Consider the following 12,816-nt stretch of genomic DNA (forward strand, 5'->3'; position numbering starts at 1 on the left):
GATAACTGGTGAAACTCCGGACGTGCACTCTGCGATCTCGGACGGGCGTTAGTCGTTCGACGCGACGCGATCGGCCGCCGCGCGGACCCGCTCGACCGACAGCGACGCGAGGTCGACCAGTTCGCCGTCGGCCTCGCCGGCTATCAGTTCCGACAGGCCGGCTCGGGAGTCGGCGCCCGCGTCGACGACGATCACCGACGTCTGGGACCCCGCGAGGCGCCGAGCAGCGCGGCGGGTCGCCGCCGTCGGACTCCCGTCGGCGACGTTCGCCCGGCCGTCGGTGACGACCACGACGACCGCGGCGTCCGTCTCCGCCCGATCGACCACCCGCCTTGCGGTTTCGAGTCCCGCCGGAAGCGGCGTCCGATCGCCCGTCGGGAGGTCCTTGAGGTGGCGCGCGGCCAGCGAGACGCTGTCCGTAGGCGGCAACAGCACCTCGGCGCCCTTGCCCGCGAACGCGACGAAAGCGACCTCGTCGCGCCGTTCGTAACTGTCCCGCAAGAGGTCGAGGACGACGCCCTTGGCGGTGTGCATCGCCGGCCGCATCGAGGCGCTGGCGTCGACCGCGAAGACGATCGTCACCGACGTCTCGCCGGCGCGGACGGCCCGTCTGAGGTCCCGCTTCTCGACGCGGTTCCGGCCGCGGGCCGCCGCCGATCGCACCGACGCGGCGGCGTCGATCGGCCCGTCTCCCGCGGCGGGTTCCGTCCGGACGCGAGCGCCGCGGTTGTCGACGCTCGGCGTCGTCGGCGCCCGCGACCCGCTGGCCTTCGTTCCGGCGCCGTCGTCGAGTTTCGACGTCTCGAGATCGGGTGCCCGCGCCTCGCCGATCCCGGCGCGCCGCTGGCCGGGAACGAGCGGCCGAGCGGGTTCGTTCGACTCGGCGTCGCTCGATTGGTTCCCATCGTTCCTCTCGTCCCCTTCGTCCCCCTCGAAGCCGTCACCACCCGCTTCCGCGGGCGCCGGGTTTCCATCCGCGGGTCGGCCGTCGCCGGTTCCGCCCGATCGATCGCCGGTGTCCCCGTCGTCGGAATCGGACGGTTCGGGCTCGGACCGGTCGAGCGATCGGTCCGGATCGGCGTCTCCGTCGCCCGAGCCGTCGTCACCGTCGGCCGCATCGCGATCGACGGGTTCACCGGCCTCACACTCGCGTTCGTTCGATTCGCCCGCCGATTCACCGTCGTCTCCGTTCTCGTTCTCGTCCTCGTTTCCCTCCGCCGCGTCGTCGAAGCGCTCGTCGAGCAGCTCGTCCAAATCCGGCTCCTCCTCGAACGGATCGCTCCGGAGACGGTGTGAGAGCGCATAGGCGGCCGCCTCGCGGACGTCCGACTCGATCACCGTCGTCCGGCCCTCGAGCGCGGCGATCGCCATCGCCGTTCGCGCCGTAGCGATGTCCCCGCGGTGCCCGTCGATCCCGGCGTCGAGACAGAGGCGGGCGATCTCCTCCTTGCAGTCGATCGGGAGGGCGACCGAGGGCCGTCGGTCCCGCGCGTCGGCGAGGTCCTCGCGGAGCGCGGCGATCTCATCCGCGTACGCCGCGGCCGGATCGGCGTTCGCGGTTCCGTCTTCGGCCCCGTCCACGTCTCCGAGCGCCCGATCGACGATCTCGACGCGGTCGTCGATCTCTCGGCAACCGGCGACGGTGGCTTGGAGGGCGAACCGATCGCGAAGCTGGGGCCGGAGGTCACCCTCCTCGGGGTTCATGGTGCCGATCAGCGTGAAGTTCGCCGGGTGGGAGACGCTGACGCCGTCGCGTTCGACGGTGTTGACGCCGGAGGCGGCGGCGTCCAGGAGCACGTCGACGAGGTGGTCGTCCAGCAGGTTGACCTCGTCGACGTAGAGTACGCCGCGGTGCGCGCGGGCCAGTAAGCCGGGATCGAACTCCGCCTCCCCCGCGAGGGCGTCCGAGACCGAGAGCGTCCCGACGACCCGATCGCGGGTCGCGCCCAGCGGGAGCGTCACGAGCGGGACGGGCCGCGTCTCGACGGGCGCGTCCTCGGCGTCCCGTTCACGGCAGTCCCCACACTGCAGGCTCGGATCGTCCAGCGAACAGCCGTACCGACAGTCCGCGATCGCTCGCTGGTCGGGCAGGAGCTCCACGAGCCCCCGAACGGCGGTCGACTTCGCGGTTCCCTTCTCGCCTACGATCAGGGCGCCGTCGAGCCCGTCGTCGACCGCGACGGCCAGCAACACCCGCTTTAGCTCCGGTTGTCCGACGATCGCCGGAAAGGGGAGCGACGATAGCTTTTTGCCCCCGGCGTATGCAACCATAGTTGCTCTAATACAATAGAGGTTTAAAAAATCGATGACACAGATCGGCATCTACACGGCGACCGAGAACGAGCTCGGCTCGATCGGGCGGGCCGCCGAGCGACTCGGGGACGTCGACCTGGTCGTTCGATCGGAGAGCGACCTGGACGACGAGGCCGCGATCGAATCGTTCGTCGACGAACTGCGGGACGCCGCGGCGGCGATCTTCTGGCTGCACGGCGCCGAGGACAGCATGCCGGGGTACGACTACGCGACCGGCGCGCTCGAGGAGGCTGGCGTCCCGCTGATCGTCAAGTCCACCGGGGACGCGTTCGCGTTCGAGGACACGACCGTCTCCGCGGGGCACCGCGATCGCGTCTACGAATACCTGGAGAAAGGCGGGACGATCAACGTCGAAAACTGCTGTCGGTTCCTTCTCGCCGAGTACGCGGACCGCGACGGGGAGTACGGCGATCCGGCGGAACTGCCGACCGAGGGCGTCTACCACCCCGACTACCCCGGAATCGAGTACGAGGGCCTGCTCGAGACCCACGACCCCGGGAAACCGACGATCGCGATCTGGTTTTACGAATCCCACTGGACCCACGAGAACACCCGGTACGTCGACGCGCAGGTCCGAGCGCTGGAGGCGCAGGGCGCGAACGCGCTGCCGATCTTCTGCAATCCCGCCACTGACACCGACGAGCAAGAAGATGCGGAGTGGGTGACGGACAACTGGCTCCTGGACGATGCGGGCCAGCCGATCGTCGACGCCGTGCTCTCCTCGTTCATGTTCTCCCTGTCGATGGACGAGCGCGGCCGCTCGGCGAGCGACGAGGGAGATTCTGCGGAGGACGTCTTCCTCGATCGCCTCGGCGTGCCCGTGATCCAGACGATCACGACCATGCGATCGCGATCGCGCTACGAGTCGAGCGAGACCGGCGTGATGGGCTTCGAACTCGCGCTTTCGGTCGCCCTGCCGGAGTTCGACGGCAACGTCATCACGCATCCGATTTCCGGCAAGGAGCGAACGGACGACGAGGCCGGTATCGGCTCCGCGCCGAAACACCACTTCCCGATCGAGGACCGGATCGACCACGCGACCCGCCTCGCCGTGAACTGGGCGAAACTGCGCCACGCGCCGAACGAGGACAAGAAGGTCGCCGTCGTCCTGCACAACTACCCGCCGAGCGACGACGGGATCGGCACGGCGTTCGGCCTCGACAGTCCGGAGTCGACGGTCAACCTGCTCGCGGAACTCGACGCCCGCGGCTACGACCTCGACGACGAGATGCCCGACGGCGGCCAGACACTCGTCGAGAAACTCACGTCGCAACTCACCCTCGACGATCGCTGGGTCGCGCCAGAGGACGTCCGAGGGCTGTCCGTCGACGTGGTCTCTCCCGAGACGTACGGGGAGTGGTTCTCGGCGACCGACGATCGGTTCCGGGAGAACGTTATCGAGGAGTGGGGCGAAGCGCCCGACCGGCCCTTCGCGATTCCAGGGGTCGAATTCGGGAACGTCCTCGTCACCGTCCAGCCCCCGCGCGGATTCGGGATGGACCCCTCGAAGGTCTACCACGACTCGGACCTGCAGCCGCCCCACGACTACTACGCGTTCTACGGCTGGCTCCGGAATACGTTCGAGGCCGACGCGGTCGTCCACCTGGGCACCCACGGCAGCCTCGAGTGGCTTCCCGGCAAGACCGTCGGCCTAAACGGCGAGAGCGCGCCCGATCGGTTGGTCGACGACCTCCCGAACGTCTACCCCTACATCGTCAACAACCCCGGCGAGGGGACGCAGGCCAAGCGCCGCTCGTACGCGGCGATCGTCGACTACCTCACGCCCGTCATGCGATCGGCGGGCACCTACGACGAACTCGCGGAACTCGAGGAACTCGCGAACCAGTACCGCGAGGCCGGGATGGAGGACGCCCGCGCCGACGACGGCGAACACCTGGAGATCCTGCTCCGCGAGACGGTCGAGGAACTGGATCTCGCGGTCGAGTTGGGGATCGCGGGGACGATCGACCAGAAGGCCGACGTTCGCGGCCCGGACGAGGCTGGCTCAACGCTCGCGGAGGGCGAGGTCAAGGGCGACGACGTCGACGCCGATGAACTCGTCGAGCGGATCCACGAGTACCTCACCGACGTTAAGACGACCCAGATCCGGCTGGGACTGCACACGATGTCCGAACCGCCGGCGGGCGATCGATTGATCGAGTACCTCGTCGCCCTCACGCGACTCGAGAACCCCGGCGCGCCGAGCCTGCGCGAGAGCGTGGCCGGAGCCCTCGGCGTCGACTACGAGACGATGCTCGAGTCGCCCGGTGAGTACGACGAGGCCCTGGGCATGACCTACGCCGAAGCCGCCGACGTCGTCCACGAGACGAGCCTCGAACTGGTCGAGACGCTCGCCGAGCACGACTTCGACGTGCCCGAGTCGGAACGAGAGGCGGGGCCGGACGACGTCTCGTCCGAACGTCGCGAGGACGAGGCTCGTCAGACGAGGTCTGACGGTGAGGTGAACATGAATTTGCTCGTCGTCGACCTGGAGACGATCGGTGACGCGCGGGCGAAATCGGGCGCCCACGACGACCTGCGGGAGGTGCTCGCGTACATCTGCGAGGAGGCCCAGCCGCGGGTGCAGGGTGCCGAGAACGAGATTCCCAGAACGGCGGACGCGCTCTCGGGCGAGTACGTGCCGCCGGGTGGCTCCGGCGCGCCGACCCGCGGCGGCGTCGACCTGCTGCCGACCGGACGGAACTTCTACACGCTGGACCCGCGGAAGATTCCCGCTAAACCCGCCTGGCAGGTCGGAAAGGAGGTCGCCGAAGGAGTTCTGGAGCGGCATTACGCCGACAACGAGGCGTACCCCGAGGAGATTGGCGTCGTCGCCTGGGGCACCCCGACGGTTCGGACACGAGGTGAGACGATCGCCCAGGTGCTCGCGATGATGGGCGTCGAACCCGAGTGGACCGATGCGGGCCGGATCGACGGCGTCGAACCGATCCCGCTGGAGGAACTCGATCGGCCACGGATCGACGTGACGACCCGCGTCTCGGGGCTGTTTCGGGATGCCTTCCCCGCCGCGGCGGGCGTCGTCCACGACGCCGTCGAGGCCGTCGTCGACCTCGACGAACCCCACGAGATGAACTACGTGAAAAAGCACGTCGAGGAGGAGCGAGCGGAACTGGAGGCCGACGGTCTGGACGAGAAAGCGGCCCGCAAAGCCGCGAAACACCGCGTCTTCACCACCAAACCCGGCGGCTACGGCGCCGGGACGAACAAGGCCGTCGACGAGGGCAACTGGGACGATCGATCGGACCTCGCCTCGATCTACGTCCAGTGGGGCGGCTACGCGATGGGTTCACGAGGACGAGTTTCGGACGCTCACGGCGCTTTCGAGCGCCGACTCTCGAGCGTCGACGCCACCGTGAAGCTCGAGGACACGATGGAGCAAGACGAGTTCGACTCCTCGGACTGGTACGCCTTCCACGGCGGCTTCATCTCCGCGGTGGCCGAGGTCTCGGGCGAGGAACCGGCCTCCTACGTCGGCGACTCGTCGGATCCGGACAACGTCTCGGTCTACACGAACGAGGAGAAAGTCCGCAAGGCGATGCGTGCCCGCGTCCTGAACCCCGACTGGCTCGAGTCGATGGAGGACCACGGCTACAAGGGCGCCGGCGACCTCTCGACGACGGTCGACGTAACGCTCGGGTGGGACGCCACGACGGGCGTCGTTTCGGATGCGCTCTGGGCGGAGGTCGCCGCGAAGTTCGCCTTCGACGCCGATCGACAGGACTGGATGCGGGAGGTCAACCCGTGGGCGCTGGAGTCCATCACCGAGACGCTGCTCGAGGCGATCGATCGCGACCTTTGGGACGCCGACGACGAGACCGTCGATCGGCTGCGCGACCTGAACCTCGAAGTCGAGGGCGATCTGGAGGCCAGAACGACCAACGAGGCCGTCGGCGCGGAGGTGGCGACCGATGACTGACGGCGCGCAGCGGTCCGACGGCCAGCGGGTCGACGGTGGGCGGACCGACGAGAAGCGAGAGTTCGATCGGGAGTACGCCGATCTGGGCGCGACGACGCAGAACGCCATGGAGATCGCCGAGACGAGCATGGACATCGTCCGGCAGTTCGTCCCGGACGAGACGCTGGCCGATCGGATTCGGCAGAAGTCGGTCCACTCGATGGGCGACATCGAGTTCCAGCACCTGCTCGAGTTCACCGGAAGCGACGAGATCGGAGCTGACGAAGACGCCCCCGTCCGCGCCGGCGCTCGTGCCGTGCTCGACGAAGCGACGATCGTGACCGACATCACGATGTCGATGGCAGGGATCACGTCTCGCGGGCACGACTGCGAGAAGCGCAAGGCGATCGGCAACGGCGCCGAACTCGCGAAGGAAACCGGCATGACCCGGACCGCGGCGTCGGTGCTCGAACTCGACAGGCAGGGGGTCTACGACGGCACGATCGCCGTGATCGGGAACGCGCCGACGGCGGCGTTCGCGCTCGCGGACTGCATCGAGAACGGGACCAGACCCGCGGCGATCGTCGCGACGCCGGTCGGCTTCGTCAAGGCCGAGGAGAGTCGCCAGCGCATCCGGGAGGTCAGCGAGGCGTACGACGTGCCAGCGATCACGAACGTCGGCCGGCGCGGCGGGAGCGGGTTGGCCGCGGCCCTGACGAACGAACTGATCCACGTCGCGACGGACGTGCGGACGGGCGAACTCGACCTGGATCTCGGCGTCGAGACGCGCGCGGACCGGGGTCGGGGCGCTGACGAGTCGGACGGCGGCGAGGAGCGATGACCGACGACTACGACCTCGACAGCGGGCCGGATCCGGCGACGTTCGCCGCCGCGAGCCCGGAACCCGACATCGACGAGTCGGCCGGGGACCCCGTCTACGCCGTCGGCGTCGGCCCCGGCAACCTCGAGTACCTCACGCCCCGCGGGGAGCGGGCGCTCCGCGAGGCGGACGTCGTCGTCGGCTTCACAACCGTCACGGAGTTCGTCGAGGACCGGACCGACGCGGATCTGCTGACCTGCGGGTACGAGGACGAGGCCAACGCGCTCCGGGAGTTCGGCGAACGCGTAGCCGCCGGCGAGTCTGGAACCGCCGTCGCGATGGGCGACCCCAACCACTCGGGCTACCAGTTCGTCGGGAAGGTCCAGGATGCAGTGGAAGGCGTAGCCGATCGCCGGGACGCCGATCCGCGACCCATCCGGGTGATCCCGGGCATCTCCTCGCTGCAAGTGGCCGCCAGCCGCGCCCGGACGCCGATGGAGGACGCCGAGTTCGTCACGCTCCACAAGAGCGGGGACCTCGACGTCGACATGGATCGACTCGCTTCGGCCGCCCGCGATCGGCACCTGCTCGTCCTCCCGCGGCCGTTCGATCGGATGCCCGGCGACATCGCCGAGTTCCTGCTCGATACCGGCGCGAACCCCGATCTGGAGGCGCTGGTGCTCGAGAAACTGACCCACGAGGACGAGGAAGTCCACCGGTTCACGCTCGCGGAGTTATCCGAATACGCCGGTGGGACCGGCAAGGATGACACGCCGTTCTCCGATCTGGTCGTGCTCGCCGTTCGCCAGCCCGTTCAGACCGCGTAGTCGTCCGAACGCGATCGGTCGTTTCGATCGAGACACCGCTAGTCGCCCCGTCATCGATCGCACTCGCAAAAATTCGGTTCAGGAACCGTCCTGGTTGTGTTCGTTGAGAACCGACGCGATCGTATTCGAGACTTGGTCGATCGCGACGTCGTTGGTCTTTCGTAGCTCTCCGTTCTCCTGTGCCTCCCCGAGGTGTCGCAGCGCTTCCCGGAGGTGGTACTCGACGTCGTGGTCGTGCTCCCCGGTCATTGCACTGATGCCCGTAACGGGTTCGGGCAGGTAAACGACTCGGTAATGAGGGTTGGTATCGCGGATCAGGATTGCGCGATCGCGGCACGGATCGCCGCTCGCCGGTGGGCAAGATCAATCGCAACTCCGTACAGTCACGCGACGGACGCGAGCGTCCCGGACCGGCGGTCGGTCGGGAACCGCAAACCGATCCTGCCGGTCAGAAGGCCGCGGAATCAGCTGAGAACCGACGAAACCACGAGATACCCGATGTACAATACCACGGCGAGAACGACGATCGTGATGAGCGTGCTCACGATCCACGAGACCACTCCGATGACGATCGCGACGATTTCGAGGGCGACCCAGAGCGCGACGATGCCGAGCAACCCGAGGCCGATGATTCGCAGTGAACTGCTCATGTGGAAAATATGTGAGTAGACCACCATGAGTGTTGGTATCTTCTCGAACCACCGATAAAAACAGGAGGCGTCGAGATCACCGACGGATTCAAGTTCAGTTGTCGTAACTCAACGACAATGACTGTACGCGGAAGGGCCGATCCGCTCGGAGCGAGCGACGGAGACCGCGATCGGGAATCGGGAGGTGGGCGATGAGGGGGTTCGTCCTCGGCGGCGTCAGTTCCGGCGTCGGGAAGACGGTCGCGACGCTGTCGATCGTGCGGGCGCTCGCCGACGCCGGCTACGCGGTCCAACCCGCGAAGGCCGGACCGGACTTCATCGATCCAAGTCACCACGAGGCGACCGCAGGCCGCCCCTCGCGAACGCTCGACCTCTGGCTCGAGGGCGAGGACGGGCTTCGTCGTAACTACCAGCGCGGCGACGGCGATCTCTGCGTCGTCGAGGGTGTGATGGGGCTGTACGACGGTGACGGCTCGAGCACCGCGATGGTCGCGGAAGCGCTCGATCTGCCCGTCGTCCTCGTCGTCGACGCCAAGGCCGGAATGGAGAGCGTCGCGGCGACCGCACTCGGCTTTCGCGAGTACGCCGCGGCGATCGGGCGCGACATCGAGGTCGCGGGGATCGTCGCCCAGCGCGCCCACGGCGGCCGCCACGAGCGGGGCATCCGCGACGCCCTGCCGGACGACCTCGAGTTCTTCGGTCGGATTCCGCCCTCCTCGGATCTAGAGATCCCCGATCGACATCTCGGACTGGAGATGGGCGCGGAGGCGGCGCTCCCGACGGACGCGCTCCGGGAGGCCGCGGAGACGATCGACGCGGACCGGCTGGCGGCGACCGCGAGCGACGCGGCCGAACCCGAAGTTCGGCCCGAGGCAGCCGAGAGAGCCGGTCCGGTCGACGCGACGGTCGCGATCGCCAGCGACGCCGCGTTCTGCTTCCGGTATCCGGCGACGATCGAGCGGTTCCGCGAGCGGGCCGCCCTCGTGACGTTCTCGCCCGTCGCCGGAGATCCGGTCCCCGACTGCGACGGCGTCTACCTCCCCGGCGGCTACCCGGAACTCCACGCGGCCGAACTCGAGGCGGCGGGGACGCTCGCGGAACTCGGCGACCGCGCGAGCGAGGGCCTCCCCGTCCTTGGCGAGTGCGGCGGGTTGATGACCATGAGCCGATCGCTGACGACCGTCGATGGCGAACGGGCCGAGATGGCCGGCATCCTGCCCGCGGACGTGACGATGTACGATCGGTACCGGGCGCTCGATCACGTCGAACTCGCGGCGGTCGAGGGAACTCTCACCGCCGGCGCGGGCGAGACGATCCGCGGCCACGAGTTCCACTACTCGAGCGCCGACGTCGACGCCGACGCGCGATTCGCCTTCGAGACGGTTCGCGGCGACGGCATCGACGGCGACCATGACGGCCTGACCGAGTACGAGTCGCTCGGGACCTACGTCCACGTCCACCCCGAAAGCGGCGCGTTCGATCGGTTTCTCGAGTCGATCGCCCCCTGAGCGCTCTGAGTCGATCGAACTTCCCCCGACCGTCGCCCCGGCTTTTTCTCGACCCGATCCGAATGTTCGTTTCAGTCCAGCCGACGTTCTCCTGGGAGTGAACAACGACATTTGCCCTATCTAAAGTGAAAGTGGGCAATTTTACTTTCTTTACTCCAAACAAAATTGTTTTAGGGGCGGCCGCTGTTGCCACGGGTGATGCCACCCATCGCGCTTCCACACGACGCGAAGGCCGGGCCAACCAAGCCGGAGGTCCGCGCCGTCGTCCAGTCGAAACTCACGCTGACGGACGACGATCACTTCGCGGAGGTCGGCTCCTGTACGGGGGCCGTCACGATCGAAGCGGCGCAGCGAGCGGGGCGGGTAACCGCTCTCGAGCGGAAGGCCGAACGCCTCGCGACGACCGAGAAGAATCTCGCGGCGAACGCGGGCTCGGTCCGAGCCGACGTCGAATTACGGAACGCCGAAGCGCCCGAGGGCCTGCCCGCCGACGCCGACGCGCTCTTTCTCGGCGGCAGTCGAAACTTCGAGGCCGTGCTCGATCACGCCGTCGAGACCGAGGTCGATCGCGTCGTCATGAACGTCTCGCGGCTGGAGGTCGCCGGGCGGGCGGCGCAGGCGTTCCGCGATCGCGACCTGCTGGAGGAGGTCGTCCAGTTCCAGGTGAGCCGCGGCTACGAACTGGCCGGCGCGACGAGTTTCGACTCCGACAACCCGGTGTACATGCTGGTCGGGAGCGCGACGTCGGACGCGGGCGACGAGGGCGGAAAGCGGGTCGCCACTGACGGCGGTCGACGGGCCGCCGAAGGGATCGAACGAGACGTCGGAGGTGCCGATCGATGACCCTCTACGGCGTCGGACTCGGCCCCGGTGAGGCGGACCTCGTCACCGTCCGCGGGAGGCGGATCCTGAAAGCGGCGGACGTAGTCTACTCCCCCGGTCGTCTCTCGCGAAGCGTCGCCCTGGAACACGTCGACGAGTCGAAGATCGGCGATCTGGACTTCCCGATGACGAGAGACGAGGAGAAGCTACGAACCGCGTGGAAGGAGGCTGCGGCGGAGATCGCGCCGAACGCCCGCGACGGCGACATTGCGTTCGTCACGCTGGGCGATCCGAACGTCTACTCGACTTTCGGCCACCTCCGGCGGACGATCCACGCCTTCCATCCCGAGGTCGATCTGGAGATCGTTCCCGGCGTGAGCGCCGTGACGGCGTTTGCGACCGCGATGGGGATCGAGATCGAAGCCGGCGCGGGACTCTCGCTCCGGGAGGCCGCAAACGGCGCGAGTCCGACCGGCCCCGATCGGATGATCCTGTTCAAGGTCACCGACGCGCCGGCGACCCACGAGGGCCTCGTCGAGGCGGGCTACGAGGTGACCTACGGCCGCCGGCTGTTCATGGAACAGGGCGGGACGCTGGTCACGGACGACCCCGGCGAACTCGAGGAACGCGACTACTACACGCTGGCGTACGCCGAGAAAGCCGATCTCGAGGTCGAGCAGGCGACGGCGGCCTTCACGCGGGAGGCCGACGCTGGACGCTCCAGCGGGTCGTCGAGCGACGAGGAAGCATCGAGCAACGAACCGGTCGCTGACGGCGGGAAAACGGCAGAGATCGAACGCGCCGAGGGCTGCGAACACGGCGACTGCGGGGGCCACTGAGACGATGACGGACGCAGACGAGACGGCCGAGACGAACGTTGACGAAACGGACACAACCGGGACGATCGAACCGAGCGCGAGGACAGACGGCGGCGACCCCCAAGCGGCGATCGACGAACAGGGCGAGCGCCGCCGCGAGGAACTGGACGATCGGATCTTCAAGCACAACGCCGGCGACGAGCAGGAGGGGATCCCCTTCGTCGGCGCAGGCCCCGGTAACCCGCGGCTGCTGACCGTTGCGGGTAAGGAACTGCTCGAGGAGGCCGACCTCGTCGTCCACGCGGGGTCGCTGGTCAACAGCGAACTCCTGGACGAGTACTGCGCCCACGCCGAACTGGTGAACTCAGTGGGCAAGGACTTAGAGGAACTGATCCCGCTGATGCGCGACGCCTACGAGGACGGCGAGAACGTCGTCCGACTGCACAGCGGCGATCCCGCGATCTACGGGGCCGCGCTCGAGCAGATGGACGCCCTCGAGCACGAGGGCGTGCCGACCTACTTCGTGCCCGGCGTCACGTCGGCGTTCGCGGCCAGCGCGACGCTGCGGACCCAACTGACGCTCAACGAGGTCTCGAACCACATCGCCTTCACCCGACCGCAGGGCAAGACTCTGAGCCCGGAGGAGGACCACATCTCCGACTTCGTCGGGATGGGCGACGTGACCACGTGCATCTACCTCGGCACCCACGCGGTGCGCGATACGATGGATCGGTTGCTCGAGGACGGCCACGACCCCGAGACGCCGGTCGGCGTGATCTACCGCGCCTCCTGGCCGGACGAGGACGCGATCGTCGGGACGGTCGGCGATATTGCAGATAAAGTCGAGGAGGCCGGTTACCGGGCATCAGCGATGGTCGTTATCGGTGACGCGGTCACGGGTGCCGGCTACGAGCGATCGTATCTCTACGGCGACTGGGCCAATCGCGGTTCTTCGGGAAGTTCAGCTGAGACGGAGGCGAACGATGACTGAGCTGCAGTACGGTGACCGCGAACACGGTGAAAGCCCCCAGACTCGTCGACTCGGTGGGCTCGCTGCGCGCCTCGATCGGTCGCGAGGCTCCCTCCCTGCGGTGCTTACGTCGCCCGCCTTCGCCGACGGGTCTGGCCCCTTTCATCCCCGC

The 12,816-nt window shown here is 68.0% G+C and carries 10 protein-coding genes; 7 read left to right on the forward strand and 3 right to left on the reverse strand.

All coding sequences use genetic code 11. The features are described 5' to 3' along the window. Positions 1-48 precede the first annotated feature (48 nt). Positions 49-2,271 carry a VWA domain-containing protein gene (locus tag MUH00_RS14965; protein ID WP_246999899.1) on the reverse strand — a complete coding sequence of 741 codons (2,223 nt, stop codon included), beginning with the start codon at positions 2,269-2,271 and terminating at the stop codon, positions 49-51. 34 nt (positions 2,272-2,305) lie between these two features. Here MUH00_RS14965 and cobN point away from each other — a divergent pair, with 34 nt between their 5' ends. The 3 genes from cobN (at position 2,306) to MUH00_RS14980 (ending at position 7,876) form a co-directional block, all read left to right on the forward strand. Beyond that, positions 2,306-6,250 carry a cobaltochelatase subunit CobN gene (cobN, locus tag MUH00_RS14970; protein WP_246999901.1) on the forward strand — a complete coding sequence of 1,315 codons (3,945 nt, stop codon included), beginning with the start codon at positions 2,306-2,308 and terminating at the stop codon, positions 6,248-6,250. Positions 6,251-6,356: 106 nt separating this feature from the next. After that, a complete protein-coding gene (locus tag MUH00_RS14975; protein WP_247003982.1) occupies positions 6,357-7,070 on the forward strand; it encodes a precorrin-8X methylmutase in 714 nt (237 codons plus the stop codon). After that, positions 7,067-7,876: a cobalt-precorrin-7 (C(5))-methyltransferase gene (locus tag MUH00_RS14980; protein ID WP_246999903.1), complete on the forward strand. Its 810-nt coding sequence runs from the start codon at positions 7,067-7,069 to the stop codon at positions 7,874-7,876. The genes MUH00_RS14975 and MUH00_RS14980 overlap by 4 nt, the downstream gene beginning before the upstream one ends. A gap of 78 nt (positions 7,877-7,954) precedes the next feature. Here the strand turns inward: MUH00_RS14980 and MUH00_RS14985 are convergent, their stop codons facing one another. Further along, positions 7,955-8,125 carry a hypothetical protein gene (locus MUH00_RS14985; RefSeq protein ID WP_246999905.1) on the reverse strand — a complete coding sequence of 57 codons (171 nt, stop codon included), beginning with the start codon at positions 8,123-8,125 and terminating at the stop codon, positions 7,955-7,957. A gap of 215 nt (positions 8,126-8,340) precedes the next feature. Then, complete coding sequence (locus tag MUH00_RS14990; RefSeq protein ID WP_246999907.1) at positions 8,341-8,526, reverse strand: hypothetical protein; 186 nt, start codon at positions 8,524-8,526, stop codon at positions 8,341-8,343. Between the two features lie 191 nt (positions 8,527-8,717). Between MUH00_RS14990 and MUH00_RS14995 the strand changes: the two genes are divergently transcribed. From MUH00_RS14995 to MUH00_RS15010, 4 genes are all read left to right on the forward strand, one after another. Next, positions 8,718-10,034: a cobyrinic acid a,c-diamide synthase gene (locus MUH00_RS14995; protein ID WP_246999908.1), complete on the forward strand. Its 1,317-nt coding sequence runs from the start codon at positions 8,718-8,720 to the stop codon at positions 10,032-10,034. Between the two features lie 198 nt (positions 10,035-10,232). Next, a complete protein-coding gene (cbiT, locus tag MUH00_RS15000; RefSeq protein ID WP_246999910.1) occupies positions 10,233-10,877 on the forward strand; it encodes a precorrin-6Y C5,15-methyltransferase (decarboxylating) subunit CbiT in 645 nt (214 codons plus the stop codon). Beyond that, positions 10,874-11,695, forward strand: a complete 822-nt coding sequence (locus MUH00_RS15005; RefSeq protein ID WP_246999912.1) for a cobalt-factor II C(20)-methyltransferase — start codon at positions 10,874-10,876, stop codon at positions 11,693-11,695. The genes cbiT and MUH00_RS15005 overlap by 4 nt, the downstream gene beginning before the upstream one ends. Positions 11,696-11,699: 4 nt before the next feature. Further along, positions 11,700-12,665 (forward strand): cobalt-precorrin-4/precorrin-4 C(11)-methyltransferase, encoded by a 966-nt coding sequence (locus MUH00_RS15010; RefSeq protein ID WP_246999915.1) that lies wholly within the window; start codon positions 11,700-11,702, stop codon positions 12,663-12,665. Positions 12,666-12,816: the final 151 nt, after the last annotated feature.

Source organism: Halosolutus gelatinilyticus, from assembly GCF_023028105.1.
Taxonomy (GTDB): Archaea; Halobacteriota; Halobacteria; order Halobacteriales; family Natrialbaceae; genus Halosolutus; species Halosolutus gelatinilyticus.

Bases quoted from the DNA above. Each gene is read 5' to 3' on its own strand.
- cbiT (WP_246999910.1), top strand. From the start codon at position 10,233: ATGCCACCCATCGCGCTTCCACACGACGCGAAGGCCGGGCCAACCAAG.
- MUH00_RS15005 (WP_246999912.1), top strand. From the start codon at position 10,874: ATGACCCTCTACGGCGTCGGACTCGGCCCCGGTGAGGCGGACCTCGTC.
- cobN (WP_246999901.1), top strand. From the start codon at position 2,306: ATGACACAGATCGGCATCTACACGGCGACCGAGAACGAGCTCGGCTCG.
- MUH00_RS14980 (WP_246999903.1), top strand. From the start codon at position 7,067: ATGACCGACGACTACGACCTCGACAGCGGGCCGGATCCGGCGACGTTC.
- MUH00_RS14995 (WP_246999908.1), top strand. From the start codon at position 8,718: ATGAGGGGGTTCGTCCTCGGCGGCGTCAGTTCCGGCGTCGGGAAGACG.
- MUH00_RS14965 (WP_246999899.1), bottom strand. From the start codon at position 2,271: ATGGTTGCATACGCCGGGGGCAAAAAGCTATCGTCGCTCCCCTTTCCG.
- MUH00_RS14975 (WP_247003982.1), top strand. From the start codon at position 6,357: ATGGAGATCGCCGAGACGAGCATGGACATCGTCCGGCAGTTCGTCCCG.
- MUH00_RS14985 (WP_246999905.1), bottom strand. From the start codon at position 8,125: ATGACCGGGGAGCACGACCACGACGTCGAGTACCACCTCCGGGAAGCG.
- MUH00_RS15010 (WP_246999915.1), top strand. From the start codon at position 11,700: ATGACGGACGCAGACGAGACGGCCGAGACGAACGTTGACGAAACGGAC.
- MUH00_RS14990 (WP_246999907.1), bottom strand. From the start codon at position 8,526: ATGAGCAGTTCACTGCGAATCATCGGCCTCGGGTTGCTCGGCATCGTC.